Annotated in this window: 29 protein-coding genes; 13 read left to right on the forward strand and 16 right to left on the reverse strand. The window is 66.5% G+C overall.

Annotated features, from left to right (window positions below):
* The first annotated feature begins 199 nt into the window (after window positions 1-199).
* Entirely contained in the window at window positions 200-484 is a 285-nt protein-coding gene (locus tag A5724_RS23240) for a hypothetical protein (RefSeq protein ID WP_156752420.1), read from the forward strand.
* Window positions 484-882, forward strand: a complete 399-nt coding sequence (locus tag A5724_RS23245; protein WP_232004948.1) for a hypothetical protein — start codon at window positions 484-486, stop codon at window positions 880-882. Before A5724_RS23240 ends, A5724_RS23245 begins: the two co-directional genes overlap by 1 nt.
* On the opposite strand, the gene A5724_RS23250 is transcribed toward A5724_RS23245, so the two are convergent.
* The 3 genes from A5724_RS23250 to A5724_RS23260 all read right to left on the reverse strand — a co-directional run bounded on the left by A5724_RS23250 (window position 879) and on the right by A5724_RS23260 (window position 2,715).
* Entirely contained in the window at window positions 879-1,409 is a 531-nt protein-coding gene (locus tag A5724_RS23250; RefSeq protein WP_067807884.1) for a helix-turn-helix domain-containing protein, read from the reverse strand. The genes A5724_RS23245 and A5724_RS23250 overlap by 4 nt on opposite strands.
* Window positions 1,393-1,836 (reverse strand): SRPBCC family protein, encoded by a 444-nt coding sequence (locus tag A5724_RS23255; protein ID WP_067807885.1) that lies wholly within the window; start codon window positions 1,834-1,836, stop codon window positions 1,393-1,395. Before A5724_RS23255 ends, A5724_RS23250 begins: the two co-directional genes overlap by 17 nt.
* 90 nt (window positions 1,837-1,926) lie before the next feature.
* Window positions 1,927-2,715 (reverse strand): IclR family transcriptional regulator, encoded by a 789-nt coding sequence (locus tag A5724_RS23260; RefSeq protein WP_067807889.1) that lies wholly within the window; start codon window positions 2,713-2,715, stop codon window positions 1,927-1,929.
* Window positions 2,716-2,835: 120 nt separating this feature from the next.
* On the opposite strand from A5724_RS23260, the gene hutU reads away from it, so the two are divergent.
* Genes hutU through hutH form a run of 5 tightly spaced genes read left to right on the forward strand, consistent with a single transcriptional unit; the run spans window position 2,836 to window position 9,797 of the window.
* Complete coding sequence (gene hutU, locus A5724_RS23265) at window positions 2,836-4,497, forward strand: urocanate hydratase (RefSeq protein WP_067807892.1); 1,662 nt, start codon at window positions 2,836-2,838, stop codon at window positions 4,495-4,497.
* Entirely contained in the window at window positions 4,494-5,720 is a 1,227-nt protein-coding gene (locus A5724_RS23270) for an allantoate amidohydrolase (protein WP_067807895.1), read from the forward strand. The genes hutU and A5724_RS23270 overlap by 4 nt, the downstream gene beginning before the upstream one ends.
* On the forward strand, window positions 5,717-7,063 hold the full coding sequence (locus A5724_RS23275) for a formimidoylglutamate deiminase (RefSeq protein ID WP_082965230.1): 1,347 nt from the start codon (window positions 5,717-5,719) through the stop codon (window positions 7,061-7,063). Before A5724_RS23270 ends, A5724_RS23275 begins: the two co-directional genes overlap by 4 nt.
* Complete coding sequence (gene hutI, locus A5724_RS23280; protein ID WP_067807900.1) at window positions 7,060-8,256, forward strand: imidazolonepropionase; 1,197 nt, start codon at window positions 7,060-7,062, stop codon at window positions 8,254-8,256. The genes A5724_RS23275 and hutI overlap by 4 nt, the downstream gene beginning before the upstream one ends.
* Complete coding sequence (hutH, locus tag A5724_RS23285) at window positions 8,253-9,797, forward strand: histidine ammonia-lyase (RefSeq protein WP_369830661.1); 1,545 nt, start codon at window positions 8,253-8,255, stop codon at window positions 9,795-9,797. The genes hutI and hutH overlap by 4 nt, the downstream gene beginning before the upstream one ends.
* Window positions 9,798-9,811: 14 nt before the next feature.
* Here hutH and A5724_RS23290 read toward each other — a convergent pair whose 3' ends face one another.
* Window positions 9,812-10,075 (reverse strand): hypothetical protein, encoded by a 264-nt coding sequence (locus A5724_RS23290; protein ID WP_067807906.1) that lies wholly within the window; start codon window positions 10,073-10,075, stop codon window positions 9,812-9,814.
* A 183-nt stretch (window positions 10,076-10,258) separates the two neighbouring features.
* On the reverse strand, window positions 10,259-10,849 hold the full coding sequence (locus tag A5724_RS23295; RefSeq protein ID WP_067807909.1) for a TetR/AcrR family transcriptional regulator: 591 nt from the start codon (window positions 10,847-10,849) through the stop codon (window positions 10,259-10,261).
* 62 nt (window positions 10,850-10,911) lie between these two features.
* On the opposite strand from A5724_RS23295, the gene A5724_RS23300 reads away from it, so the two are divergent.
* Complete coding sequence (locus A5724_RS23300) at window positions 10,912-12,756, forward strand: DUF1214 domain-containing protein (RefSeq protein ID WP_067807912.1); 1,845 nt, start codon at window positions 10,912-10,914, stop codon at window positions 12,754-12,756.
* Here A5724_RS23300 and A5724_RS23305 read toward each other — a convergent pair.
* Complete coding sequence (locus tag A5724_RS23305) at window positions 12,715-13,950, reverse strand: cytochrome P450 (RefSeq protein WP_067807915.1); 1,236 nt, start codon at window positions 13,948-13,950, stop codon at window positions 12,715-12,717. The genes A5724_RS23300 and A5724_RS23305 overlap by 42 nt on opposite strands.
* Before the next feature lie 166 nt (window positions 13,951-14,116).
* Between A5724_RS23305 and A5724_RS23310 the strand changes: the two genes are divergently transcribed.
* Entirely contained in the window at window positions 14,117-14,710 is a 594-nt protein-coding gene (locus tag A5724_RS23310; protein ID WP_067807918.1) for a TetR/AcrR family transcriptional regulator, read from the forward strand.
* Here A5724_RS23310 and A5724_RS23315 read toward each other — a convergent pair.
* The 6 genes from A5724_RS23315 to A5724_RS23340 form a co-directional block, all read right to left on the reverse strand.
* On the reverse strand, window positions 14,674-15,102 hold the full coding sequence (locus tag A5724_RS23315) for a hypothetical protein (protein ID WP_369830662.1): 429 nt from the start codon (window positions 15,100-15,102) through the stop codon (window positions 14,674-14,676). The genes A5724_RS23310 and A5724_RS23315 overlap by 37 nt on opposite strands.
* Window positions 15,077-15,700, reverse strand: coding sequence for a hypothetical protein (locus tag A5724_RS23320; RefSeq protein WP_067807923.1), 624 nt, complete (start codon window positions 15,698-15,700; stop codon window positions 15,077-15,079). The genes A5724_RS23315 and A5724_RS23320 overlap by 26 nt, the downstream gene beginning before the upstream one ends.
* 108 nt (window positions 15,701-15,808) lie before the next feature.
* A complete protein-coding gene (locus tag A5724_RS23325; RefSeq protein WP_067807926.1) occupies window positions 15,809-16,102 on the reverse strand; it encodes a hypothetical protein in 294 nt (97 codons plus the stop codon).
* A 64-nt stretch (window positions 16,103-16,166) separates the two neighbouring features.
* A complete protein-coding gene (gene nagA, locus A5724_RS23330; protein ID WP_067807927.1) occupies window positions 16,167-17,306 on the reverse strand; it encodes an N-acetylglucosamine-6-phosphate deacetylase in 1,140 nt (379 codons plus the stop codon).
* Window positions 17,307-18,092 (reverse strand): glucosamine-6-phosphate deaminase, encoded by a 786-nt coding sequence (gene nagB, locus A5724_RS23335; protein WP_067807928.1) that lies wholly within the window; start codon window positions 18,090-18,092, stop codon window positions 17,307-17,309.
* Complete coding sequence (locus A5724_RS23340; protein WP_067807929.1) at window positions 18,093-18,563, reverse strand: PTS glucose transporter subunit IIA; 471 nt, start codon at window positions 18,561-18,563, stop codon at window positions 18,093-18,095.
* 95 nt (window positions 18,564-18,658) lie between these two features.
* On the opposite strand from A5724_RS23340, the gene A5724_RS23345 reads away from it, so the two are divergent.
* A complete protein-coding gene (locus A5724_RS23345) occupies window positions 18,659-20,236 on the forward strand; it encodes a PTS transporter subunit EIIC (RefSeq protein WP_067807930.1) in 1,578 nt (525 codons plus the stop codon).
* Between the two features lie 73 nt (window positions 20,237-20,309).
* Here the strand turns inward: A5724_RS23345 and A5724_RS23350 are convergent, their stop codons facing one another.
* The 3 genes from A5724_RS23350 to A5724_RS23360 form a co-directional block, all read right to left on the reverse strand.
* Window positions 20,310-21,530: an MFS transporter gene (locus tag A5724_RS23350; RefSeq protein ID WP_067808334.1), complete on the reverse strand. Its 1,221-nt coding sequence runs from the start codon at window positions 21,528-21,530 to the stop codon at window positions 20,310-20,312.
* A gap of 82 nt (window positions 21,531-21,612) precedes the next feature.
* Window positions 21,613-22,500 (reverse strand): LysR family transcriptional regulator, encoded by an 888-nt coding sequence (locus tag A5724_RS23355; protein ID WP_067807940.1) that lies wholly within the window; start codon window positions 22,498-22,500, stop codon window positions 21,613-21,615.
* Window positions 22,501-22,542: 42 nt separating this feature from the next.
* Window positions 22,543-23,361: a methyltransferase domain-containing protein gene (locus A5724_RS23360; protein WP_067807942.1), complete on the reverse strand. Its 819-nt coding sequence runs from the start codon at window positions 23,359-23,361 to the stop codon at window positions 22,543-22,545.
* A gap of 97 nt (window positions 23,362-23,458) precedes the next feature.
* Between A5724_RS23360 and A5724_RS23365 the strand changes: the two genes are divergently transcribed.
* The 3 genes from A5724_RS23365 to A5724_RS23375 are packed head-to-tail and all read left to right on the forward strand — an operon-like array spanning window position 23,459 to window position 25,562.
* Entirely contained in the window at window positions 23,459-24,289 is an 831-nt protein-coding gene (locus A5724_RS23365; protein ID WP_067807947.1) for an oxidoreductase, read from the forward strand.
* A gap of 41 nt (window positions 24,290-24,330) precedes the next feature.
* Window positions 24,331-24,819 (forward strand): universal stress protein, encoded by a 489-nt coding sequence (locus A5724_RS23370; protein WP_067807948.1) that lies wholly within the window; start codon window positions 24,331-24,333, stop codon window positions 24,817-24,819.
* A gap of 38 nt (window positions 24,820-24,857) precedes the next feature.
* Complete coding sequence (locus tag A5724_RS23375) at window positions 24,858-25,562, forward strand: TVP38/TMEM64 family protein (protein WP_067807949.1); 705 nt, start codon at window positions 24,858-24,860, stop codon at window positions 25,560-25,562.
* Between the two features lie 98 nt (window positions 25,563-25,660).
* On the opposite strand, the gene A5724_RS23380 is transcribed toward A5724_RS23375, so the two are convergent.
* Window positions 25,661-26,401, reverse strand: coding sequence for an SDR family NAD(P)-dependent oxidoreductase (locus tag A5724_RS23380; protein ID WP_067807953.1), 741 nt, complete (start codon window positions 26,399-26,401; stop codon window positions 25,661-25,663).
* Window positions 26,402-26,449 lie beyond the last annotated feature (48 nt).

The following is a 26,449-nucleotide window of genomic DNA, read 5'->3' on the forward strand; positions in this document are numbered from 1 at the left end:
GACAACCCACGGATGCGCCTTCACATACACAACAACCTCCAACTAAATGGCTGTTGCAATCACCCCCGGAAACCGCCCGCCTATTCCTGGGAATTAAACGCAGGACTGCTGACAAAACAGCTATCTGACCGGTCCGTAAACCAGACAGCTCACAGAGGCATTCCAGTGATTGTTACGGTCCGGAGGCAACGATCCCACTATGAACACGAAACGAGAGACGACCAGTCGTCGCGGTGTGAAGTTGGTGGGAGCCGCTTGCGCCGCAGCAGCAGTGATCGGGGCGGGTGTCTTGACCGTCGTGATCGACAACGCCGAGTCCGGAAACGTCGCTACCCTGGCCGGATCCGGGGACGGTTCGTCCGCCGGGGTCTACAGCCAGCCCACCGTCGCCGGTATGAACATGGGTGCGACGGCCACCTTCACCACGCCCGCCACAGTCGAACCGACGACCGAAGCCGTTCCTCCGGTCAAGGCGGGCTCGTGATGAGCTGGATTCGTCCGGTTGCCGGCATGAGCATCGCCGCCACTGGCCTTGCGGGCCTTGCGGTTTCGCTCTGCGGCGTCGCCGCGGCCGACACCGATGTGACAGGTCAGAAATATTCGGATGCGCAGAGTTCACTCAGCGGTGCCGGCTTGAAGCCCGTCGTGGAAACCGTTGTCGGGGACCAGAAGTCGTGGCCCGACTGCGTGGTGACGCATGCGCAGAAACGCACCGTGCAGCCGCCGCCGAACAGCAGCGGTTCGGCGACCAACGAGATGCTCGTGTCGCTGAACTGTGAGGCGGGCGTCGCAACCGCGACCACGCCGGGCAATTCGGCCGCAAGCCCGCAGGGCCGGGCCGCCGAGGCGGCTGCGGCGTCGAGTTCTGGTTCGGGAAGCTAACCGCTTCGTCGAACCAGTTCCACGAAGGCGTCGACGGCTGCGTCGACGCCTTCGTGATCCTCGGTGCCCACCAGGTCGAGCAGCAGACCACGCATGACCGCCAGTCCGAGGCGGGCCAGCGCCGGGTCCGCGCCCGCGGTGTCCGCCAGCCAGGTGTCGACGGCTCCCGGCAGCATGCTGGAGAACGGCTGCTCGCCTTGGACGCCGCGCGCGTAGCACTCGAAGAACAGCCGCTCGAACGGGCGCAGTTCAGGTCGGCGCAAATCAGCCCACATCGCCGCGATTGCCGCCGCGGGTTCAGTTGGCAGCGTGGGTAACAGCGCACGCTGGCGCCGCTCGACCTCCTCCACGATCGCCAGCAGCAGTTCGTTTCGTGAGCCGAAGTGGTGCAGGAGCATGCGGTGGCTGGTGCCGACGGCCGCGGCGATGTCGCGCAGCGGGCGGTCGCCGATACCGCGCTCCGCACACTCTTTGACTACTGCGTCGAGTAATTCCTGACGCCGGATCAGGTCAGGCCGTCGGGCCATCGACACGCCGCTGCTCGCTTGCGGCCTTGAGACCGGCCGCCTCCAAATCCAGATAGCGCCTTGTCATTCCACGCATGAGCAGGCCGACCAGTGAGCCAACCGGCCCCCGCTGCTCCAGTTGTTGCCGCACCCGGGTGCGTCGCTCGGATTCGGCGATGACCTCGTGTCGGGCCACCGTCACACCGCCCGGCGAGCGCTGCACCCACGTCCACGCACTGCCCGGGGTCAACTCAGTGACCTCCCAGACCAGCTTGGGCATCCGCGGTTGCTTGATTTCGAAGCGCTTACCGACCGACAGGCCCGGTCCGTCGAGTGCGACGAGTCTGGTGACCGAAGGCGTCCACTCCGGCCAGCACTCGACGTCGCTGAACACCTCCCAGACAACTTCCGCAGGCGCGTCGATCGTAACGCCGCACTCAGTAATCATGTACCAGATGGTACATCCAAATTCGGACCGCGAACAGACGCAAAACTGTCCTAAATCGGACCAAAATGTGCAGTCTTGCGTCTGCTCGCGCTAAGAGAACCAGCCCTCCGGGGCGTGGCCAGACAGCGCCTGGGTCAACTGCCGTGCCGCACCGCGCACCGCGTCGACCAGCGTCGGCAGCGCGGTGTTCGGCCGGTCCTCGCGACGGGTCGCACTGAACGCGGCGACCGGACGACCGGCATGGTCGAACGCACACGCCGCGACCGACTGCAGGCCCTCGGTGATCATCCCCGCCTCCTCGGCCCACTTCTGCTCACGTTCGGCCTGCAGGAGTCGCCGCAACTCAGCCAAAGATTTGGGCCCGCGGTCGGTGCGCCGGATGAACGACGCCGACGACGGAAACAACGCCCGCACCTGAGCGGCCGACAGATGCGCGAGGATGGATCGCCCGTTCGCCGTCAGATGAGCAGGCAGTCGCACGCCGACGTCGGTGACCAGGGTGACGGGAACACCGGCGGTCTGCGGTTGCTCCTTGAGCAGGTACACACTTTCGGCGCCGTACAGGATTCCGAGATGGGCGGTTTCGCCGACCGTCGCCACCAATCGCTTGAGGATCGGCCGCGCGATGTGCTCGAGCGGTCCGTGCCGCAGATACGCCGAACCCACCTCGAACGCCGAGACCCCGAGAGCATAGGCACGCTGATCGGGCAGATGCACGATGAACCCGCGGTCGATCAACACCTCGAGCAAGTGGTATGCCGACGAGCGCGGCATGCCGATCTCCCTTATCAACGCCGACCCCTGCACCGGGCCCGGCCGCGACGCCAGGTGCAGCAGCACGTCGAGCGCCCGCCCGACCGCCGGTGAGGTGCTGGACACGGCATCCCTCCCCAGTGTCTCGGATACGAGACAGTATCCCGCGTTTGTCCCTACCGCAACCGGGTTGGGTGCGGTGTCCTGATAGCACCACAGAGTTAGGACCAGCGAAAAGAGAGCACCATGACGTCCACCGCGCGCCTCGTCCGCGCCCCGCGCGGCACCGAGTTGTCCTGCAAAGGTTGGCCACAGGAGGCCGTGTTGCGGATGCTGATGAACAACCTCGATCCCGAAGTCGCCGAACACCCGGAGGATCTCGTCGTCTACGGCGGCACCGGCAAGGCGGCGCGCAATTGGGAGGCCTTTGACGCGATCGTTCGGACACTGCGCAACCTGGAGGCCGACGAGACCATGCTGGTGCAGTCCGGCAAGCCGGTCGGCGTGTTCCGTACCCACGAATGGGCACCGCGCGTGCTGATCGCGAACTCGAATCTCGTTGGCGACTGGGCAAATTGGGAGCAGTTCCGCAAACTCGAGGCCGACGGCCTGATGATGTACGGGCAGATGACCGCGGGCTCGTGGATCTACATCGGCACCCAGGGCATCCTGCAGGGCACCTACGAGACCTTCGGCGCGGTCGCGAAGAAGCGGTTCGGTGGAACCTTGGCAGGCACGATCACGTTGACCGCGGGCCTCGGCGGCATGGGGGGCGCGCAGCCACTGGCCGTCACGATGACCGACGGCGTCGCGATCTGCGTGGACTGCGACGAAACCCGCATCGACCGCCGCATCGAGCACCGCTACCTCGACACCAAGGCCGTCGACATCGACGACGCGCTGCGGTTGGCCGTCGAGGCCCGCGACGCCAAACGGCCGCTGTCAATCGGACTGCTGGGCAACGCCGCCGAGGTGCTGCCGGAGTTGCTGAGCCGCAACGCGCCGATCGACATCGTCACCGACCAGACCTCGGCGCACGACCCGCTGTCATACCTGCCCATCGGCATCGACTTCGACGACATGAAGAAGATGGCCGAGAAGGATCCCGTCTACTTCACCGAGCAGGCCCAGCACTCGATGGCCAAGCACGTTGCGGCGATGGTCGGCTTTCAGGACCGCGGCGCCGAGGTGTTCGACTACGGCAACAGCATCCGCGACGAAGCCCGAAAGGCCGGCTACGACAGGGCCTTCGACTTCCCCGGCTTCGTGCCGGCCTACATCAGGCCCCAGTTCGAGGAAGGGCTCGGACCGTTCCGGTGGGCCGCGCTGTCGGGTGACCCGAAGGACATCGCCGCCACCGACCGGGCGATCCTCGAACTGTTCGGAGACAACAAGCACCTCACCCGGTGGATCGAGATGGCGGGCAAGATGGTCGCCTTCCAGGGACTGCCCGCCCGCATCTGCTGGCTCGGCTACGGTGAGCGGCACCTCGCCGGACTGAAGTTCAACGAAATGGTTGCCTCAGGTGAACTGTCCGCCCCGATCGTGATCGGCCGTGACCACCTCGACTCCGGATCGGTCGCGTCGCCGTACCGGGAGACCGAGGCGATGCTCGACGGCTCGGACGCCATCGCGGACTGGCCGCTGCTGAATGCGCTGGTGAACACCGCATCCGGCGCGACGTGGGTATCGATTCACCACGGCGGCGGGGTCGGCATGGGCCGCTCCATCCACGCCGGACAGGTGACGGTCGCCGACGGCACCGCGCTTGCCGCGGAGAAACTCACCCGGGTGCTGACCAACGACCCTGGCATGGGCGTGATCCGCCACGTTGACGCGGGCTACCAACATGCGGCAGAGGTCGCCGCCCAGCGCGGCGTTCGAATCCCCATGCAGGAGAACCTATGACGGACTTCGACGCCCTCTGGACGACCATCCAGGATATCGGCAGGCACGTCGCCACCGGCGGCTACCGCCGCTACGCGTGGTCCGACGCCGATCTGACCCTGCGCGAATGGTTCACCGGATGCGCCGCACAGCGCGGAATGGACGTCGAAGAGGACCGCAACGGCAACCTGTGGGCGTGGTGGCTGCCGCCGGGCTGGACCGGGGATCCGGCCGACGCGTTCGTGACCGGTTCGCACCTGGATTCCGTGCCCGACGGCGGCGCCTTCGACGGGCCACTCGGCGTGGTGTCCGCGTTCGCGGCCGTCGACATCGTGCGCGAGCGCGGCATCGTGCCGCGCGTCCCCGTCGCGGTCGCCGCGTTCTCCGATGAGGAGGGCGCGCGTTTCGGCGTGGCATGTGTCGGATCCCAATTGTCCACGGGCGCACTGACTGCCGACCGCGCCCGCGGTCTGCGGGACGTCCACGGTGTGACGCTCGACGAGGCGATGACCAAGGCCGGCCGCAACCCAGAGCATCTGGGCGCCGACCCCCGTCTGACCGGCCGCGTCGGTGTCTTCGTCGAACTGCACGTGGAGCAGGGCCGCGCGCTGGATCTCGTCGACCGTCCGGTCGCGGTCGCGTCGTCGATCTGGCCGCACGGCCGTTGGGAATTCACCTTTTGCGGCGAAGCGAACCATGCAGGCACCACCCGTCTGATCGACCGGCGCGACCCGATGCTGGCGTTCGCCTCTTCCGTGCACACCGCGCGATCGATGGCCGCCGCGCACGACGCGGTCGCGACGTTCGGCAAGGTGATCGTAGCGCCCAACGGCGCCAACGCGATTCCGTCCTCCGTGCACGCGTGGCTGGACGCCAGGGCCGCCGACGAGGCGACACTGCGGTCGCTGGTCGACAAGATCAGCACCGAGGCCCACCAGCATGCCTCCGCCGACGGCATCGACCTCCAGGTCGCCGCCGAATCCGTGACACCCATCGTCGAATTCCCCGAGGCGCCGCGCGCCAGGCTGCAACGTGCGCTCGCCCACCTCGGCGACATCCCGGTGCTTCCGACCCAGGCAGGCCACGACGCGGGCATCCTGTCCGCCGTCGTGCCGACCGCGATGTTGTTCGTCCGCAACCCGACCGGCGTTTCGCATTCGCCGGAGGAGTTCGCCGAACCCGACGACTGCAACACTGGAGCGGTGGCGCTGGCCGACGTGATGGCGGACTGGGTGTCGTCGTGACCGACACCTGGTGGTGCGAATACGCCTGGCTGGGCGGCGACTCGGTGGCCGCCGGTGTGCTGTTCACTGTCGCGGACGGGCGGATCACCGCGTTCGAAACCGACACCCTCGCGCAGCCGGGCTCACATCGGTTGCGCGGCTTGGTCATTCCCGGACTGGCCAACGCGCATTCGCACGCCTTTCACCGCGCACTGCGCGGACGCACCCAACGCGACCGCGGATCCTTCTGGACGTGGCGTGACCTGATGTACCGCGCCGCCGAGCGGTTGGACCCGGACCGCTACCGCCGTTTGACGCGCGCGGTGTACGCCGAGATGGTGCTCGCCGGAATCACCTGCGTCGGCGAGTTCCACTACGTACACCACGACACCGGTGGCACCCGCTACGCCGAACCCAACGCCATGGGGCACGCGGTGATCGACGGTGCCGCCGACGCGGGCATCCGGCTCACGCTGTTGGACACCTGCTATCTGAGTTCCGCACCGGACGGGGCGTCGCTGGACGGGCCGCAGCAGCGGTTCGGCGACGGCAGCGGAGACCAGTGGGCCGAGCGCACCGAGGCGTTGCGCCGCCAGACACACAGTCCCTCCGTCGTGATCGGCGCGGCCATGCATTCCGTGCGCGGCGTTCCCGCCGACCACATGCCCGCCGTCGTGGAATGGGCCGCCACGCACGATGTCCCGCTGCATGTGCACTCCTCGGAGCAGACACGCGAAGTCGAGCAATCCCTTGCCGTATACGGGCGCACACCGACGGCGGTGCTGCGGGACGCTGGCGCGTTGGGGCCCCGGACGACCGCCGTGCACGCCACCCATCTGTCCGCCGACGACATCGCCGACATCGACCGCACCTCGACGGGCGTGTGCTTCTGCCCCACCACCGAGCGTGATCTCGGCGACGGCATCGGCCCGGCCCCCGCACTGCTCGCAGGCAGCGGTTTGTTCAGCCTCGGCTCCGACAGCCACGCGGTGATCGACCTGTTCGAGGAGGCTCGCGCGGTGGAACTGAACGAACGCCTCGCCTCCCGCAAGCGCGGCGTCATCTCCGCCGATCGGCTGTTGCGGGCCGCCACCTACGACGGTCACCGCGCGCTCGGCTGGCCCAACGGGGGTGAACTCGCGGTCGGCGCACGCGCAGACTTCGTTGCCGTGCAGACAGATTCGGTCCGCACCGCAGGCGGGGGCACCACCGTGGAGAACGTCGTGTTCGCCGCGGCCGCGCCCGACGTCACCAACGTCGTGGTCGACGGTCGCGCCGTCGTCGTCGATCGCAAGCATGCCAACGTCCCCGATGTCGAAGCCGAACTACACTCTGCCATCGCTGATCTGATGGAGACGCGATGACCGTCCTCTACACCGACATCGGTGAACTCGTCACCAACGACCCCGCGAACGCCGACGGCGATCCGCTCGGCATCATCTCCGACGCCGCCATCGTGGTCGACGGCGAGCAGATCGCGTGGGTCGGCCCGCGCGTACAGGCCCCCGACGCCGACGCGCGGGTCAGTTGCGACGACTGCAGCGTGATTCCCGGCTTCGCGGACAGCCATTCCCATCTCGTGTTCGCAGGCGACCGCTCAGCCGAGTTCGCGGCACGGATGAGCGGCGAACCCTACGGCGCGGGCGGGATCGCCTCCACGGTGGCCGCCACCCGTGCGGCAACTGACGCCGCCCTGCTCAATCGTGTCGAGCGTCTCTCCGGTGAACTGCTGCGGTGCGGTGTCACGACGTTTGAGTGCAAGAGCGGCTACGGGCTGACCGTCGACGACGAGGCCCGCTCGCTGCGGATCGCCAAGGCCGTCACCGACGAGACGACCTTCCTTGGCGCACATGTTGTTCCGGCTGAATTCCGTGACGACCGGGCGGCGTACATCGACCTGATCACCGGGCCCATGTTGCGGGCGTGCGCTCCGCACGCCCGCTGGGTGGATGTGTTCTGCGATCGCGGCGCCTTCGACGTCGACGAGACCAGGCACATCCTCACCGCGGGTATGGCGGCCGGGCTGGGCGCCCGCCTGCACGCGGGCCAACTCGGGCCCAGCGCGGGCATCCGGCTGGCGGTCGAACTGGGCGCGGCGTCGGTGGACCACTGCACGTATGCCACCGACGACGACGTCGACGCCCTCGCGGCGGCAGCCGACACCACCGTCGCCACCCTTCTTCCCGGCGCCGAATTCTCCACGCGCGCACGCTATCCCGACGGCCGCCGACTGATCGACGCGGGCGCGACGGTGGCGCTGGCCACCGACTGCAATCCCGGCAGCTCATACACCACCAGCATGCCGTTCTGCGTCGCCATCGCCGTCAGGGACATGAACTTCACTCCGGCGCAAGCGTTGTGGGCCGCCACCGCGGGCGGCGCGGCCGCGCTTCGCCGCGACGACGTCGGGGTGCTCACCGTCGGGCGGCGCGCTGACTTCGTCCTGCTGGAGGCCCCGTCCTATATCCATCTGGCCTACCGCCCCGGTGTGCCGCTCGTCCGCGATGTGGTGCGGGCGGGCCTGCGCCTCTTCGAGAATGTGGAGTCACGATCGTGAGTACTCAAACCGTCGTCGTCGGTGTCGGCCCTGTCAGCTTCGACGAACTCGTGGCCGTGGCCCGCAACGGTGCCGCGGTGACGCTGTCCGACGAGGCGCTGGACGCGATCGCCAAGAGTCGCGCTCGCATCGAGGAGTTGGCCCACGACCCAAAGCCGGTGTACGGGGTGTCCACCGGTTTCGGGGCGCTGGCCAGCAGACACATCCCCCACGAACTGCGGACACAGTTGCAGCGCAGCCTGATTCGCTCACATGCCGCCGGCTCGGGTCCCGAGGTCGAGCGTGAGGTCGTCAGGGCGATGATGCTGCTGCGGCTGTCGACGCTGGCCACCGGCCGCACCGGCGTGCGGCCCGAGGTCGCGCAGACCTACGCCGCGATGCTGTCCGCCGGGCTCACCCCGGTGGTGTACGAGTACGGCAGCCTCGGCTGCTCCGGCGACCTGGCACCGCTGGCGCACGTGGCACTCGCCGCGATCGGCGAAGGTTCGGTGCGCACCGCCGACGGTGAACTCCTGCCCGCCGCCGACGCGCTGGCGCGGCACGGCATCGAACCCGTGGTGCTCGCCGAGAAGGAGGGGCTGGCCCTGATCAACGGCACCGACGGCATGCTCGGCATGTTGGTGCTCGCACTGCGCGATCTGGACGGGCTGCTGAAACTCGCCGACATCGCGGCGGCCATGAGCGTCGAGGGACTGCTCGGCACCGTCAGGGTCTTCGCGGAGGATCTGCACGCCATGCGCCCGCATCCCGGACAGGCGGCGGCCGCCGCGAACATGCGTCGCGTACTCGCCGACTCGCCGATCGTGGCCAGCCACAGCGGGCCGGACTGTTCGCTGGTCCAGGACGCCTACTCGCTGCGGTGTGCGCCCCAGGTGGCGGGCGCGGCACGCGACACCGTCGAGCACGCCCGCACCGTTGCGGGCCGCGAGCTGGCCAGCGCGGTCGACAATCCCGTCGTCACCCTGGACGGACGCGTCGAGTCCAACGGCAACTTCCACGGCGCCCCGGTCGCCTACGTCCTCGACTTCCTCGCGATCGCGGTGGCCGATGTGGCCAGCATCAGTGAGCGACGCACCGACCGGTTCCTCGACGTCGCCCGCAGCCACGGCCTCAACCCGTTCCTGGCCGACGACCCCGGCGTGGACAGCGGCCACATGATCGCGCAGTACACCCAGGCCGCCATCGTCTCGGAACTCAAGCGGTTGGCCAACCCGGCCAGTGTGGACTCGATTCCGTCGTCGGCGATGCAGGAAGACCACGTCTCGATGGGGTGGTCGGCCGCGCGCAAACTGCGCAGGGCCGTCGACGGGTTACGCCGGGTGCTTGCCATCGAGGTGCACACCGCGGCGCGCGGCATCCAATTGCGCGCTCCGCTGGAGGCGTCGCCTGCCACCGCGGCCGTCATCGCCGCGGTCAGGGCATGCGTACCCGGCCCCGGCACCGACCGATACCTGGCGCCGGAGATCGACGCAGTGGTCACCCTGGCGAGTTCCGGCGCGTTGGTGGCGGCCGCCGAGGCGGTCACCGGCCCGTTGGCCTGAGCACTACCGACAAATCAGAAGACACTCCACCCGTACTGCTCGGCTCGAAGCTCCTTGATGGTGCGGAGGAGGTTCTTGTCGCGCATGGACCGGGCCAGTTCCTCGGGTGTGGGCAGGCGCAGTTCACTCCCCTCAAAAACAGATAGTCCGCTGCAGTTCCCACATACCGAGATGTCACCGTCGTGGGGTGTGTTCTCGGGATCCCGGGGATCGCGATAGGTGTTCACGATGTGCTTGCAGAAGGGACAGCGCCGCGCCTCAACGACGTGGACATTCATCTGATCAACGTTAGGCCGGTTGGCGGGGCCTGCAAATACATTCCGAGAAACACGTTTGCATTCATTGCATGTGAAACAAGCTTGCTGTTGCGTCAAAATCGCTTGCCGCAAGGCCGATTTCGAATGCGTCAGTTTGCCGAGCTGGGCGGCGGGCGACGAAAAGTCCAGGTAGCGAAACAGATCCTACGACGATGCTGACGGCTCGGCGTCGAGAATCCGCCCCACCACCTCGCCCACCGACCGGGCGAAGACGCGATCGTCGAGGTTCTCGAGTCCGGTGGATGCACGCAGAAAGTCGTCAAAGAGGACCCAGCCGAGTTGCAGCGCGACGGTGTGCGCGGCGGCCAGCCTCGCGTCGAGGTCGCCGGGCTGTCGTGCGCGGACGCTGTCGAGCAGAACCTCCATCGTCGGAAACCGCTTCTGGAGTTCGCCGACCGCATAGCCGTCGAGCGACGTCCTGGCGATCACCCGCAACTGCCGGTCGACCGCGGCCCCGATCGACGCGCCGTCCGCTTCGGCGGCCAACAGCCCGGCGAGGTGCTCGCCGAGGTGATCGAGGACCGCCGCGACGAGTCGATCCTTGGTTCCGAAGTGCCGGTGGATCAGCCCGTGGTTCACTCGCGACCGCGCGGCGATGTCCCTCACCGACGTTGCCGCAGGCCCGCGTTCGGCGAACAGGTCCGCGGCAGACTCCAATACCGCCGCGACGACTTCTGCCCTGCCCAGGGGCGTGTTCGCGGGTGTCACGCCACCCCTTGCCCCGGCTGTAGTCATGTGACTACGGTACCAAGCAAGGCGTTTGCGGTCAGCGGACGCCCTGCGAAAGGACTCGCCCCGTGGCAACGAAGCCATTCACCTACGGTCGGTTCATCGGCAGGGTCGGCGGCCTTGCGGTCGCACTGGGCATCGGGGCGGCGATCGCCAACGACGCCGCGATCGCGTCCGCCGACGAAGGCCAATCGGGCACTTCGGAAGGCTCCGCCTCCGCCAGTGCGTCGGAGTCCAGTGACCACAGAGCCGAGCACAAGCCGGCGACCAAGACGGTGAAAAAAGACCTGAAGGACTCGACGGATCGAAACGACGGGAAGCCCGCAGCGCCGCCGAAGAAGAAAAAGAAGACGCCCAAGACACAGTTACAGGCGGTGTCGACGAACGCCACCGGCGACGAGCCCGCGCCGAAACCCGACACGCCCGCACAGACCGTGGCCGTGGCATCCACTGTCGGCACCGCAAGCGGCGAAGTCACCAAGCCGGTCACGAAGGCCGCCGTCCACGAGCCAGCGACGCAGACACTGGCAGTCAGCCCGCTCGGCACCCCCGAACAACGTGCCGCCGAGCGGCGCGCGGCCGAAACGGTGAACACGCTGCCCGTGCAATTGATGAAGCTCGTGCTGCAATTCGGCTGGCGCTCAACGGCTCAGCAGCAATTCAAGCTGGTTGGCGGGCCCGACCAGGCGAACCTCGATGCGCTCAACCAAGCGGTCGACGAGTACGCCATGGGTGCGGCATTCCAACAGCAACTGCTCAATCCGATGACCCCGACGGCCGTCGCGCAGGTCGCTCCGCCGCACACCTGGTACGGCCAGGACGTCGGCGGGTCGCGCATCCTCTACGACAATCCCGACACCATCTACCGCTTCATGGCGGTCAACAAGACCTCGACGTATGTGATCACCGGCCGCTTCACCGGCGAGGATCCGGCCGAAACCACGTTCAGCGTGCTGACCGGCCTGTCCGGCAGCACCGCGTCGGTGCTCAACGGCAAGGATCTTCAGCGCAACCCCGACGGCTCCTTCACCATCACCGTGAGCGGCTCCCCCACCGGGCCAGGGCCCAACCACATCCAGATCACCGACGACACCACGCTGATCGCGGTGCGAAACACGTTGTCGGACTGGAACACCCAGGATCCGATGACCCTGTCGATCGAACGGACCGGCGGTCCCCCGAACAGCTTGTTCGCTCAACTGGGCGGATTCGCCATCCCGTTCATCGGACCCACGGTGACGAAGAGTCCCCTGTTGACGACACTCGTCTCACTGGTGCCGCCGCTGCCGGTCATGCCTCCGCTACTGCGGGGCACGGTCACCGCGGTGATCATGGCGTTGGGCCTGCAGATGGAGGCCACCTACATCAAGGTCGCCACGGTCGACCCGACCACCGGTGAACGCAGGCAGCCCAACGTGTTCACCGATCCGACGCAGAACGCACAATTCCTTTCGACACAGATGCAGAGCGCCGGCTACTTCCAACTCGACGACAGCCAGGCGCTCGTGCTCACCATCGATCCTGGCGACGCCGGCTACTTCGTTGTTCCTGTCACCAACGACTGGACGATCACCGACAACTACTGGGACCAGCAGACCAGCCTGAACATCTCGCAGGCCAGGAAGAACGACGACGGGACATACACCATCGTGGTGTCCCCGCAGGATCCGCAGATCTGGAACTGGGTGTCGACGGGCGGCCTGCATCAGGGCACCATCTCGATCCGGTTCCAGGACTTGCCCGAGAAGCCGACGAATCTGCCGACCGTGAGCTCGCAGGTGGTGTCCCTCGACCAGTTGCCGGGTGTGCTGCCCGCGGGCACCGTCCCTGCCGACGCGGCGGTTCGGCAGGGCCAGCTGGCGGAGCGGAAGTCAGGTTTCGACAGGCGATTCGCGCCCTACCCGCAGCCGTAGATGTTCGCGGCGCCGGACCAGCACGCTGGGCAGCCACGGCCCGGCGTCGACCACGCCGATCCAGGATGTGCGGTCGAGCACTTCGCGTAACACTATCTGCGCCTCCAGCCGGGCAAGCGCAGCGCCGACGCAGAAGTGCACACCCTTCCCAAAGGTGATGTGTCCCTTGCCGCCTGGCCGGTCGAGCCGAAACTCGTCGGGCGCGTCGAACGTGGCCGGGTCCCGGTTGGCCGCGCCCCACAGCAACAACAACCGGGAACCGGCGGGCAGCTCAGTACCGGCCAGCGACGTTGCTCTGACGACATGACGATAGTGACCGCGAAACGGTGGCTCATACCGCAGCGCCTCTTCGATGAACGGCCCCAACAAACCCGGATCCTCGCGAACCTGACGTTGGATATGCGGTCGCGCGGCCAAGATCTCCATCGCGTTACCGAGCAGTGAGCCGGTTGATTCTCCGCCGGCACTGAACAAGATGATCATCATCAGCTGGGCCGTGAGTTGCTCGAATTCGCCCGCGTTGCAAGCACTTGCGAGGGCTCCCAGCAGGTTGTCCGGCGGATCGGCCGCCGCGTCGACGAAATGACCTCGGATGTAGTTGCCCAGTTCCATCGCCGCGATACCCGACGCTGTCAGCTTCTCCTGATCGACCAGCCCGTCGAGCAATTGTGTGCTCGCGCCTGCCCATCGGATCAGTTTGTCGACGTCCTCGGCAGGCACCCCGATCAAACGCGCGACGACCATCATCGGCAGCTTGTTCGCCAGCGCGCTCATCCATTCGATACGGCCATCACGTAGACCGTCGATCCACAATCGGTCGAAGGTCTGTTCGATGAACACCTCCATCGAACGGATCTTCTTGGCGGCCAGTTGCGGTACGAGCAACTTGCGATGGAGGGCATGTGCGGGGTCGTCGGCCGTAGCGAGGATCTGCGTCGGCCCGCCGAGTTGATCCAATTCAAACGGGACGACGGTGCCGTCGGCGCCGAAGGTCATTGTCGCCGTCAGGTTCGACGAGAACTCATCGGGTCGGTTGACGGCATCGTTGATCGCGCCCCAGTCGCATACCAGGTAGAAGCCGGATTCGCCCACCCGATGAACCGGCCCCTCGGCGCGAAGCCGGTCGTACAGCGGATACGGGTCCTGGATCGCATCACCACCGAAGAACGCGACCGGATCGTCGAGCAACCTCATTCGTACAGGTTGACCAGCATGGAGGCGCGCGGTCAACGGTCCGAGCAACGGACGATAACTGGCCCTCCCGCGCCGGCCGCCGAGTCGTCTCACGCTGCCGCACGGACCTGCGGCAACAGTGAGAACTTAGGGATATTTGTCTCAACGCCGAGATAAGTTGGATCCTGTGTCGCGAGACGACTGGCTCTTCGACGACGGCAGGTGGTCGGCCGCAGCCGAGCGCATCTACGCTGCAGCGACCGAGTTGATCTACCGGGACGGGATGGACGCCTTCAGCGTCGATGCGCTCGCCGCACGGACGCACTGCTCGCGCGCCACCATTTACCGCTACGTCGGCGGCAAGAAGGACATTCGGGAAGCGGTGCTGGCGAGGGCCGGCGCCCGGATCGTCGACACCATCCGTGTGAGTGTCGAGGGGCGCGCGGGCGCGGACCGGGTATTGACCGCGATCGAGGTGGCGGTGGCGGAGGTCCGTGCCCATCCGGCAAGCCAACTGTTCCTCGATTCGGCGCGCAGCGGTGGATGGAACCTGCTGACCACATCACAGGCCGTGGCCCACTTTGCGTCAGAACTGACCGGCGTTGCCGGCGATGATCCACCAGCCGCGCAATGGATTGTGCGCCTCGTGCTATCGCTGCTGCTACTGCCCGCCACCGATGCGCGCACAGAGCACGAGATGCTGCAGCGGTTCGTCGCGCCGGCATTCGCCAACAGCGCTGGGCCTCAGACCGAAAGCAGCCGCTCGAAGAATTCGCGGTAGCGCTTCAGCGCCTGCCGAAGGTCTTCTGTAGACGCATCTTCACCGCGAGCCCACTGCGCCTCCAGGCGTGCCCGCGCCTCACTGAATCCGGTGGTCAACTGTTGAACGACGTCTGCCACCAACGCATCGGCCTTCTGAACGCAGTCTTTGGGGTCGTCGACGAAACCCGCCTGCACGTCGTCCCAACGGGTTCGCAGACCCGAACGGTCGTTATCGGCGAAAAGGGATCCGCCCGTTGAGTTTTCGGGTCCAGCAGGTGACGGCTCCGGTTCCACTGATTGTTGTTGCGTTGATTCGGCCGGAGCGGTCATCGGCGCGGCTTGCACCTGCGACGGGTCGGCACCCGAAACCTGCGACGGAGCTTGGTCAGTTGGGGCTGATGTGGTGTTCATTTGCTCGTCGTGAGTTGTCATTCCGCGCCTCCTCTGGCTTGTCCTTCTCGTTTTCCACATCCGTTTCCAGCAGCCTCTCGAAGAGCGCGCGGTAGTGCACGAACGCCTGACGTTGCGCCTCGACACCGATGTCGCCGTGCTCCTGTGCGAGGTGAAGGGTGTGGGCCGCTCGGTAATGCTCGACGACGTCGGGGTGATCGACCGACACGTCGGCGACCCGCTGATCAAAGTCGTCAACCGGATAGCCGCGTTCCCGCATCACCGTGGTCACCAAGCGGTCTGCCTCGCCCACCGCTGCCGACGGATCGTCGACGAATGCACTCTGCACGGTCCGCCAATGTGCGTCGTACTTTGCACGCGCCTGCGGGGCCAGCGCGACGATGTCGAGCTTCTGCCGCCTGCGTTCGCGTTCGACGAGTTCCTTCTCGGCAGCCCGTTGATCACCGACCTCGTCGATGGCGCGTTCATACTCCGGGCCAAAGTGGCGTTCGAGTCGCTCTGATCGCTTGCGACGCGCCGCCGACATGGCAAGAAAGACGATGAGCGCGATGACTATCAGGACCACTGCTGCTATGACTATCCAACTCCACGCGGGCATCTGTTTTGACCTCCTGTGTCTTCGGAGGCGGATACCACCAGCGAGGTCTGCGGAAACGTCAATTCCAACGCGGTCGGCAGCTGGTTTGCCGCCGCAAAGATCCGCCCCTCATTCGTCCGGATGGTTCGGGCACGACACGTCGACGTAGACGGTCGTGAACGCGCCGGGCTTCGGTGGTGTGGCGTCCGGGCTGTCGACGTCTTGGACTGTGCACACCGCCAGCGGCACGGTGTCATACCCGTTCAACCAGTTGATGACGACGTTGTAGCCCTGCGCTTTCAAGTCGCTGATCACCGAGTCAGCAGCTCCCCCGGTATCGACAGGTTCTGCCGCGGCCTGCGCGGCGAGCGTCAGCGCGCAACAGAGGGTCACCGATGAAACGACCAGAAACCGCAGTGCCATAGCGTCCACGGTTCCCGCAGAAACCGTGCGCAGACTGGTGTTTCGCTGTGAAGGAGCGATTCGTTCACCGCGGCTCCTCCCACACACCGCGATACATCACGCGGGCGACAGCCAGATCCGAGTCCAGGACCACCAAGTCGGCGGCACTGCCTGCGACGAGTCCGCCATCCGGCAGTCCGAGCGCGCGCGCCGGGTTGACCGACGCCTGGCGCACGGCCAACATCAGGGCCTCGTCGCGCGGTAATCCGCTGTGCGCCACAGCGAAGCGGAAAACCCGGTCCATGGTCGCGGTGCTGCCGGCGATAGTGTCGGTACCCGCCACCCTGGCGACGCCGTCGACGACGTTCACTTGCACAGGTCCGAGGTGGTAGGCCCCGTCGGGCTTCCCGGCCGCCGCCATCGCATCGGTGATCAGCGACACCCGATCGGGCCCCACGCTGTGCGCGACATGTCGGTACAGTGCGGGGTCGACGTGCACGCCGTCGGTGATCACTTCGACTGTCACCCTGGCGTCTTCCAGCAGCGCGATGACCGGACCCGGTTCCCGGGTGTTGATCGGGCGCATGGCGTTGAACAAGTGGGTCCCCACCGTCGCGCCCGCCGCCAGCGCCGCGCCCGTCTGCTGGTAGGTCGCCTCGGTGTGGCCGACAGCGGCCACCACTGCGCGGTCGACGATCCGCTCGATCGCGGCCAGGGCACCGTCGCGCTCCGGTGCCACGGTGATCATCCGGATCGCGCCTTGACCGGCATCGAGCACCCGGTCGATCTCGGCGGGGTCAGGGTCGCGCATCAGCGACGGCTGATGTGCGCCGCACCGCTTGGCGGACAGCCACGGTCCTTCCAAGTGGATGCCTGCGATGACGCCCGCGTGCACGTCGTCGGCCAAACCCGTTACCTGGCGCAGCAATTCGTCCGGTCCCGCGGTGACCAACGAGGCAACCAGCGACGTGGTCCCGTGTTTTCGGTGCAGCGTCGCGGCGGTCGCCGTGTCCGCAGGCGAGGCGGTCGAGAAGTTCGCGCCGTCGCCACCGTGGACGTGGGTGTCCACGAAGCCTGGTACCACGGTGACCGCGCCGAGGTCACGATCGGTGTCGCGCGGCGCGGCGCCTGCGCCAAGGGCGGCGACAGTCCCGTTTGACACCTCAATCCACCCGGGCCGCAATATCTCTCGCCCCGTCAGGATCGTCTCGGCAGCCAATATCACTCAGATGCCCTGCCAATCCGGCTTGCCGCGGTAGGTTTCGCGGTAGTAGGCCGCAAGCTGAAGCCGATGTGCCGCAGCGTCATCCAGCAGCGCTGTGACGTGCGGATGATGCTGCAGTATGGTCGCGGGCCACATCGCGCTCACCGGCCCCTCGACCAGATGGTGGACGGCTTCGGCCTTGCCGCCGCCGGTCGCCACCAGGACCACGTGCCTGGCCTCCATGATCGTCGCCAGGCCCTGCGTCAGGCAGTGCGTCGGCACAGCCTCCACGTCACCGCCGAAGAAGCGGGCGTTGTCGATTCGGGTCTGCCGGGTCAGCGTCTTGATGCGAGTGCGCGAAGCCAGTGATGACCCCGGCTCGTTGAACGCAATGTGGCCGTCGGTGCCGATGCCGAGGATTTGCAGGTCGATGCCGCCCGACTGATGTATCGCGTTCTCGTACGCTGCGCACGCGGCAGGGATGTCGTCGGCCAGACCGTCCGGTCCGTGCACCGCGCCGGGGGCGAAGTCGACCCGCGAGACGAACACCCGGTCGATCACATTGCGATAGCGCTCGGGGTGGTCGGCGGGTAGCCCGACATACTCGTCGAGAGTGAAGCCGCGCGCCTTCGCGAACGAGATCGAACCGGCATCGCAGCGCGCCGCCAATTCGTCGTAGATCATCAGCGGCGATGATCCCGTCGCGAGGCCGAGCACGGTATCCGGCTTGCGGGCCAGCAGTTCGCCGATGGCGTCGGCCGCAACCGCGCCGATCTGTCCGGCGTCCGGCAGGATTACGACTTCCATCTACTTGTTCGCGGTGAAAAGAATTGCCCCGGAGGCAATCTGCGCACCCTCGAAGACCGCATCCGACGGGGTGATGTTGGAGGATTCGCGTTCGTCCATCACCACCACCGGGACAATGGGGTCGAGCCCCTTGGCTTCCACCCATGCGACGTCATAGGTGATGATCAACTGCCCCGCCGTGACCTCATCGCCCTGGCTGGCATGCGCAGTGAAGCCCTGCCCCTTCAACCCGACGGTGTCCAGCCCGAGGTGGACCAGGACGCCCACGTTGTCCGCCGTCATGACGATGTACGCGTGCGGCATCAACTTCAAGATCTTCCCGCTGACCGGAGCGACGGCCTCCACCACCCCGCGTGGCGGATCGACGGCGGCACCGAAACCCACCATGCCCTGGGAAAAGACAGGATCAGGAACGTCCGGCAGGGCAACGGCGCGGCCCGCGACCGGGGCAAGGACTGACGTCGTACTCACGCACCAACAATACGAGCGTGCGGGCAAGAGGGTCTCAAGTTCACCGGTTCTCGTCTAGGCTTCCGGTCAGCTTCGGCGAAGGAGGTCCACAGGATATGAGCGAGTCAGCGAAACCCGAAGGGACGACGGCAAAGTCGGGTCGGCGGATCCCCGGCTTCGCGCAACTGCAGCGACTCGGCAAGAGCCTGATGCTTCCGATCGCCGTGCTGCCCGCCGCAGGCATCCTGCTGCGACTCGGCCAGCCCGACGTGCTCGGCAAGATCCAAGCCCCGGTGATCAGCTCCTTCTTCCAGGCGATGAGCGCCGCCGGTGACGCACTGTTCAGCAACCTCGCTCTGCTGTTCGCCGTCGGTGTCGCGATCGGATTCGCCAAGAAGGCGGACGGTTCGACCGCACTGGCGGCCGTCGTCGGTTACCTCGTGGTGCAGGCGGTGTTCAAGACGATGTCGCCGATCGTGCTCGCGGGTCAGGTGGACAAGGCGGGCGAGCAAGCACAGATCAACTACAGCGTGTTCGCCGGCATCGTGGTCGGGCTCGTCACCGCGTGGCTGTTCGACCGCTATCACACCATCCAATTGCCTTCCTATCTCGGCTTCTTCGGCGGCAGGCGGTTCGTCCCCATCGTGGTGTCACTGGTCTGCCTGTTCCTCGCGTTCGCGATGAGCTACTTCTATCCGATCTTCGACGCGGGCCTGACGGGTCTCGGCAAGTTCATCGGCGGCTCGGGCGCGTTCGGGGCGTTCGTGTACGGCTTCGTGAATCGCATGCTGATTCCGTTCGGCCTGCACCACATCCCGAACTCCTACATCTGGTTCCTCTACGGCGACTATCAGGCGCCGGACGGCAAAGTCGTCACCGGCGAGTTGACCCGCTTCGCGGCGGGCGATCCCACCGGCGGGCACCTCACGTCGGGCTTCTACCCGATTCTGATGTTCGGGCTGCCCGCCGCCGCGCTGGCGATGATCCACGTCGCCAACAAGAAACAACGTAAGGTCGCCGTCGGCATACTGGCGGCCGCCGCGCTGACCGCGTTTCTGACCGGCGTGACCGAACCGCTCGAGTTCGCGTTCATGTTCGTGGCGTTCCCGTTGTACGTCATCCACGCGGTGCTTACGGGGCTGTCGCTGGCAATCGCCTACCTACTCGACATCCACCTCGGCTTCTCGTTCTCGGCGGGCCTGATCGACCTGCTTCTATGGGGCGGAGCGCCCGCGGCCAAGAACATCCCACTGCTGTTGGGCATGGGTGTGGTCTTCTTCGTCGTCTACTACGTGTTGTTCCGATTCGCCATCACCCGATGGAACCTGAGAACGCCTGGGCGCGAACCGGAAAGCGAATTCGAGGCTGAGGAAGCCGCCAACCTCGGCGAGGGCGCGGCATCGGCGACAGCGGTGACGACCGGCGGGGCCGCCACCGCGACGAAGACAGCGCCCGCAGCTGTTGACAACAAGGCAGAACAGGTCATCGCCGCGTTCGGCGGCCGGGACAACCTCGTCAACGTCGACGCGTGCATCACGCGCTTGCGTATGGAGGTCGCCGACCCGAGCAAAGTGGATCAGGAGCGACTGAAGAGTCTGGGTGCGGCGGGCGTGATCGAAGTCGGCAACAGCGTGCAAGCCGTCTTCGGCACGGACGCGGAAGCGTTGAAGAACGACATCAACGACATCCGCTAGTCGTTTGGGTCGAGACTGCATCTACGCACGGAAAGTACGAGTGCGGGCGTGCTGGAATGCCGTTTCGGCGCAACTAGTCGGCGGGTAGGAACAGCGCGGCGGCACCGGCGGCGATCAGGATCAGCGCCGAAATCATCACAGCGACAGCGGTCCAGCCGTATCCGTCGAATGCCAGCCCGCCCAGCCAGCCGATGACACTCGAACCGCCGTAGTAGAACAGGTTGTACAGCGAGGATGCCTGAGCTTTACCAATGGGCGCCGACCGGCCTGCCCACCCTGCGGCGATCGAGTGGGCGCCGAAGAAGCCCGCGGTGGCGATGACCAGACCGGCAAGTACCGCAACGATGTTGTTGCTCAACGTGATCGCGATGCCCGCCACCATGATCGCCACCGACACCAGCAGCACCGGTTTGCGGCCGAACCGCGACGCTTCCCCTCCGGCGCGGGCCGATGCCCACGTCCCGGCGAGGTATGCCAGAAACACCAGGCTGACCGCGAACGGAGGTAAATAGAAGGGCGCCCCTGCCAACCGAAAGCCCAGATAGTTGTAAAGCGCGACGAATGCACCCATCAACAGAAACGCCTGGCCGAACAGCGTCAGTTGGCGGCGCGACCGCAGATTGGCCGACAAGCGATGAGCCAGGCTCCCTTCGGCATTGGCGTGCGTCCGGTTGCCGGGGACGAAGCCGCGGGGCGGCGGAGCCAGTTTCACGAAGCCCACAGCCGCGAGCCCGCACAGCACCGCGACCGAGAGGACACCAACACGCCAACCCGCGATCTCGGCGACGGGACTCGACACCAACCTGCCCGCCAATCCGCCGATGGTGGTTCCGGCGACGAAGGTTCCCGCCGCCCGCGCGGCATGCGCGGGATCGATCTCCTCGGTGAGGTATGCGACCGCGATGGCGGGCACGCCACCGACGAGCAGACCTTCGAGAAAGCGCCCGGCCAGCAGCATGTCGAAGCTCGGCGCGAAGGGCACCAGCACGCCCACGGTCGTCGCCCCGATGACCGAGAACGAAATCGCCCTCACACGGCCGATCCGGTCGGCGAGCGACGACCACGGGATCACGCCGATGGCGAGACCGATTGTCGATGCCGAAATCATCAACGCCGCGCCCGCCGAGCCGACACCGAGGTCGGCAGCGATCAGCGGCAGTACCGCTTGAGGCGAATACAGCTGAGCGAACGTCGCCACGCCCGCGCAGAACAGCGCGGTGAGCAGCCGGCCGTACGCGGACGAGCCGCGCGCGTGGCCGTTCCATACCGGGGCAGCTGCGCTTTCGGTTGACACCCAGGGCACGCTAAGCGCGGGGCTGTCATGTGTCTAATACATGAGTAATGCCAGGTTGATGTGACAAGCGCATCACTCGACTTCACCGCGGCGGCGCGCCCGCCGCCGACTCGAGAAATGTGACGAAGCGCTGCCCCGGCGGCGCCAGTCCCCGATTTCTGTCCCACACCAGCCCGACCTCCCGCTTGGCCCCGACATTGGTCAGCGGGACGTGGACGACCTGCGATTCGTCGGCGACCCGGGGAACCGGGACGACCCCAACGCCGAACCCCGCCGAGACGAGGCCCTCGATCGTGGAGAGCTCGGTCGCCTCGAAGACGATGTCCGGGTCGAGACCCTCCTCCGCCCACAGTTCATCGGTCAGTTGACGTAGCCCGGCTTGCCGTACCAACGCCACATACGGCTCGGACGCCGCTGCCGACAACCGCACGCGGGCGCGCGACGCCAAGCGATGCCCGCGCGGAACCACCAGACACAACCGCTCCTCATACAGTCGATGCCACGCCAGTTCCGGCGCCTCGGGCCGCGGCGACGTGATGCCGATGTCCGCTTGACCGTTGATGACGCGATGGGTGATTTCGCTTGCCGGGCCCTGGAACAAGTCGAACGATATCCGCTGCGCCGATTCCCGGAAGCGCCGAAGCTGTTCGGGCACAAACCAACTGGCCAGCGAATGGAGGAAGGCCAGCCGCACCCGTCCGGTGTCAGGGTCGCGAAGCGCACCGATGCGGTCGACGGCGGACTGCATTTCGGCGAGGCTGCGGCGGGCGTGTTCGAGCATGATCTGTCCGTACGGATTGAGGCGCAACCGGCGATTGACTCGATCGAACAGCGGGGCGCCGACCTGCGCCTCGAAACGGGCCAGCGCCCGCGACAACGTCGGTTGGCTCACGCCCAACTCCGCGGCCGCCTCGGTGACGTGCTCGATCTCGGCCAGCGCCACGAACCATTCCAATTCTTCGAGATGCACGCATGAACGATAGCGAAACTGCATGAAGTTCGGCAGGACGCATCACGGGCCGGTGCGGGTTCCTGACACGAGAAAGCCGGTGTAGGAACTGAAGAATCGACCATCGGCGTCGGCGGTGCGCAACGAATCCGACCAGCGCTGCACATCGGCGCGATCGAGGAGTCCGCCCGCCACGAGCCTGTTTGCGGTCGAGAAGAACAGATACAACTGATCGGCCAGCTCCAACTCGCGGAGCACCAACGTCTTCGGGTGGGCGACGACGTCGGTAAGGCCCGCGTCGAGAAACAGCGGGACAAGCTTGCGCCCGATCCAACCGGAGGGGAACCGGTCGCACCATTCGTTCAAGATGGTGCGGGTGGTCGCGCGATCAGCCGAGTCGACCGTCAACGTCTCCCAATCGTTGTCGTAGGCGACAAGCACACCACCGGGCCGCAACACGCGGACCATCTCACCGATAGCAGGAGCGGGATCAGCGATGTGCTGAAGCACCCGATCGATGCGGCAGCCATCGAAATGAGCGTCGTCGTAGGGTAATTCGGCGGCATCAGCGACGTGGAAGGACAGCCCCTCGACGCCACCGTGGCGGGCGCGCGCCGCGTCGATCATCGCCTCACTGCCGTCGACGGCGACCACCGATCCACCTGGGACGACAAGTCTGGCCAGCGCCGCGGCGTCGTCCCCTAGCCCACAGCCCACCTCCAGGATCCGACGACCGCGGCCGGTCCCGAGCAATTCGTAGCTCTCGCGTTTGCATTCGGCGAAGAACGGCAGCGAGTCGACCAGCGTCAGACATCGCGAGAACATCTCGAAATCCGGGGCGCGGTCGACGCTCTGGAAACCGGAAGCAAGGTCGTCGGTCATGGTCGCCCTCATTTTCTCCGTCGTCAATTCTTGCTCAAACCACGCCATGAGAGGGTGGATCCCGCTGCAGATCGCGGACTGCTGAAAGGAACATCCGATGTCCACTTGGCTCATCACCGGTTGCTCGACCGGCCTCGGCCGCGCACTCGCCGAGGCCGTCATCAGTGCGGGACACAACGCCGTTGTCACCGCGCGCGATGCCGCGAAAGTCGCCGATCTGGCCGACGTCGCGTCCGACCGCGTACTCGCCGTAGCACTCGACGTGACCGAGCCCGATCAGGTGAGTGCCGCGGTGCAGCAGGCCAACGAGCGGTTCGGCGGCGTCGACGTGCTGGTCAACAATGCCGGCTACGGGTACCGCGCCGCCGTCGAAGAGGGCGAGGACGACGCGGTCCGACAGCTGTTCGAGACGCACTTCTTCGGCACCGTCGCGATGACGAAGGCAGTACTGCCGGACATGCGGGCGCGGCGGCGCGGCTGGATCGTGAACATCTCGTCCATCGGCGCCCAGCGGACACCGGTCGGGTCCGGCTACTACGCCGCGGCGAAAGCGGCCATCGAAGGCCTCAGCGGGTCACTGCGCGATGAGGTTGCGCCCCTTGGCATTTGGGTCACCGTCGTCGAACCCGGCGCGTTTCGTACCGACTTCGCCGGACGCTCGCTGACCCAGTCGCCCACGGTCATCGACGACTACGCCGATACCGCAGGCCGGCGGCGCAAGGAAAACGACACGATGGACGGCAACCAGGCAGGCGATCCCGCGAAAGCGGCCGAGGCCATCATCACCGTCGTCGAATCGAGTGAGCCGCCCGCGTTCCTGCTACTCGGCCCGGACGCGCTCGCCACCTACCGAAACGTCGCCGAAGCCCGTGCCAACGAAATCGCGAAGTGGGAAGACCTGAGCGCAAGTACCGACTTCGATACGTAAACCGATCCGCGGCCGCCCCGGCAAGCGTTTAATGACCCGACATGAGCGGCTATCGGACAGTGATCGTCGGCACGGACGGGTCGGACTCGTCGATGCGGGCCGTCGAGCGGGCGGGTGCGTTCGCGGCGCAGGAAAACGCGAAGCTGATCATCGCCAGCGCGCACATCCCACACGTGGACCGGGGTAGCTGGTCACACGCGCCAACGCACGACCACGTCGCCGACCCGCGCGCTGCTGACACGCTGGGCCGCGAGGGCTACATGCTGCACGGCGACGCGCCGGTCTACGCGATCCTTCGCGACGCACGCGACAAGGCAAAAGGCGCGGGCGCACACGACATCGAGGAACGCGCCATCGAGGGCGCACCGGTCGACGCCCTGATCCACCTGGCGCAGGAGGTCAAGGCGGATCTGATCGTCGTCGGCAACGTCGGCCTCAACTCGGTGGCAGGGCGGCTGCTCGGCTCGGTTCCCGCCGACGTCGCGCGCAAATCGAAGATCGACATCCTGATCGTGCACACCTCCGGCTAGCAGGCACACCGCGCTGGTGCGGGACAATCGCAGCCAGCATGACCGATATCGACGAACCCACCGCAGGTGGTCGACGCCGCCACATCGTGCGGCTGGCGCTGTTCGCGGGATTCCTGCTCGGTCTGTTCTATCTGGTCGCCGTCAGCCACGTCATCGACGTCGACGACATCCGGCAGACGGTCGCCGCCGCCGGCCCCGCCGCGCCGCTGACCTACATCGTGGTGGCCGCCGTGCTCGCCGCCCTGTTTGTCCCCGGCCCCATCCTGGCCGCAGGCAGCGGTGTGTTGTTCGGGCCCGTGCTGGGGGTGTTTGTGACCCTGGGCGCCACGGTCGGTACAGCGATCATCGCCAGCCGCATCGGCAGGCGCGCAGGCCGGGACAGTGCGCGGGCGCTTCTGGGCGCGGACCGCGCCGACCGTCTCGACCGACTGATCGACCGCCGCGGCCTGTGGGCCGTCGTCGGTCAGCGATTCATCCCCGGCGTCTCCGACGCGCTGGCGTCGTATGCGTTCGGGGCTTTCGGAGTTCCGTTGTGGCAGATGGCCGTTGGAGCCTTCATCGGGGCGGCGCCGCGGGCCTTCGTCTACACCGCGCTTGGCGCGTCGATCGGTGACCTTTCCTCGCCGCTGGCCTACTCCGCCGTCGCGGTCTGGTGCGTGACGGCCGTCGTCGGCGCTTTCGTCACGCACCGCGGGTACGTGAAGTGGCGTGACCGGCGCCGGGAGCAAGACCCGACGCAATAAGCCGCAGTCAAGCGACTGTCGAAATGCTGCGAAGTGCGATCGAGATTGCCGGGCGCCAACCGCTTTCTTTGCGCAAGGGTGTTCGACTTCTGCAATGGTCAGAGTTGTATCTGCCCACCGTCGACAGCCAACTCCGCTCCGGTCATGAAGCTGCTCTGATCCGACGCCAGGAACAGCACCGCGGAGGCGATTTCGTCGGGGCGGCCCAGCCTCTTCATCGGGACCTGCGCAGTCATGCCGTCCAGCAGATCCTGCTTCTGGTCGGCGGGTGCCAGGCCGGTGAGTCCCGGAGTCTCGATCGGGCCGGGAACGATGGTGTTCACCCGGATCTTGCGGTCGGCCAGCTCGGCAGCCCACGTCCGGCCCAGCGAGCGGATGGCGGCCTTGGACGCGGCATACAACCCGAACGCCGGGACACCTTCGGAGGCGGCGGTGGATCCTGCCAGTATCACCGAGGCGCCGTCATTGAGTAACGGCAGAGCCTTCTGCACGGTGAACACCGTGCCTGCCACGTTACGGTCGAAGTTGTCCCCGTAGTGCTCTGGCGTCACATCGGCGAGGGTGGCAAAGTCGCCGCCGCCTGCGTTGGCGAAAAGGACGTCAAGTCCCCTACCGTGCTTGGCGATTTCGGCGGCCAGGCTGTCCAGTTCGTCGGGCTTGCTGATGTCGCTCCGCACACCGTGAGCGCCAATCGACGCCGCGGCCTCATCCAGGCGAGTGCGATCGCGACCGGTGATGAAGACGTACGCTCCTTCATCGGCCAGCCGCTTGGCAGTCGCGAGGCCGATGCCTGATGTGCCTCCGGTGACCAAAGCCGTCTTGCCGTCGAGCTGTCCCATGATCGGGCTCCATTCTTGTGGTTCCTGCGGTTCGTTCGCTAGAACAAA

The sequence above is a fragment of the Mycobacterium sp. ACS1612 genome, assembly GCF_001667505.1.
In the GTDB taxonomy this organism is placed as follows: domain Bacteria; phylum Actinomycetota; class Actinomycetes; order Mycobacteriales; family Mycobacteriaceae; genus Mycobacterium.

Coding starts and splice junctions, on each gene's coding strand:
- A5724_RS23290 (WP_067807906.1), bottom strand. CDS start 10,075: ATGAATGTCCACGTCGTTGAGGCGCGGCGCTGTCCCTTCTGCAAGCAC.
- A5724_RS23345 (WP_067807930.1), top strand. CDS start 18,659: ATGAGCGAGTCAGCGAAACCCGAAGGGACGACGGCAAAGTCGGGTCGG.
- A5724_RS23250 (WP_067807884.1), bottom strand. CDS start 1,409: ATGGCCCGACGGCCTGACCTGATCCGGCGTCAGGAATTACTCGACGCA.
- A5724_RS23320 (WP_067807923.1), bottom strand. CDS start 15,700: ATGCCCGCGTGGAGTTGGATAGTCATAGCAGCAGTGGTCCTGATAGTC.
- A5724_RS23240 (WP_156752420.1), top strand. CDS start 200: ATGAACACGAAACGAGAGACGACCAGTCGTCGCGGTGTGAAGTTGGTG.
- hutI (WP_067807900.1), top strand. CDS start 7,060: ATGACCGTCCTCTACACCGACATCGGTGAACTCGTCACCAACGACCCC.
- A5724_RS23375 (WP_067807949.1), top strand. CDS start 24,858: ATGACCGATATCGACGAACCCACCGCAGGTGGTCGACGCCGCCACATC.
- A5724_RS23270 (WP_067807895.1), top strand. CDS start 4,494: ATGACGGACTTCGACGCCCTCTGGACGACCATCCAGGATATCGGCAGG.
- A5724_RS23245 (WP_232004948.1), top strand. CDS start 484: ATGAGCTGGATTCGTCCGGTTGCCGGCATGAGCATCGCCGCCACTGGC.
- hutU (WP_067807892.1), top strand. CDS start 2,836: ATGACGTCCACCGCGCGCCTCGTCCGCGCCCCGCGCGGCACCGAGTTG.
- A5724_RS23325 (WP_067807926.1), bottom strand. CDS start 16,102: ATGGCACTGCGGTTTCTGGTCGTTTCATCGGTGACCCTCTGTTGCGCG.
- A5724_RS23255 (WP_067807885.1), bottom strand. CDS start 1,836: ATGATTACTGAGTGCGGCGTTACGATCGACGCGCCTGCGGAAGTTGTC.
- A5724_RS23315 (WP_369830662.1), bottom strand. CDS start 15,102: ATGAACACCACATCAGCCCCAACTGACCAAGCTCCGTCGCAGGTTTCG.
- A5724_RS23295 (WP_067807909.1), bottom strand. CDS start 10,849: ATGACTACAGCCGGGGCAAGGGGTGGCGTGACACCCGCGAACACGCCC.
- A5724_RS23360 (WP_067807942.1), bottom strand. CDS start 23,361: ATGACCGACGACCTTGCTTCCGGTTTCCAGAGCGTCGACCGCGCCCCG.
- A5724_RS23305 (WP_067807915.1), bottom strand. CDS start 13,950: ATGAGGTTGCTCGACGATCCGGTCGCGTTCTTCGGTGGTGATGCGATC.
- A5724_RS23365 (WP_067807947.1), top strand. CDS start 23,459: ATGTCCACTTGGCTCATCACCGGTTGCTCGACCGGCCTCGGCCGCGCA.
- A5724_RS23370 (WP_067807948.1), top strand. CDS start 24,331: ATGAGCGGCTATCGGACAGTGATCGTCGGCACGGACGGGTCGGACTCG.
- A5724_RS23380 (WP_067807953.1), bottom strand. CDS start 26,401: ATGGGACAGCTCGACGGCAAGACGGCTTTGGTCACCGGAGGCACATCA.
- nagB (WP_067807928.1), bottom strand. CDS start 18,092: ATGGAAGTCGTAATCCTGCCGGACGCCGGACAGATCGGCGCGGTTGCG.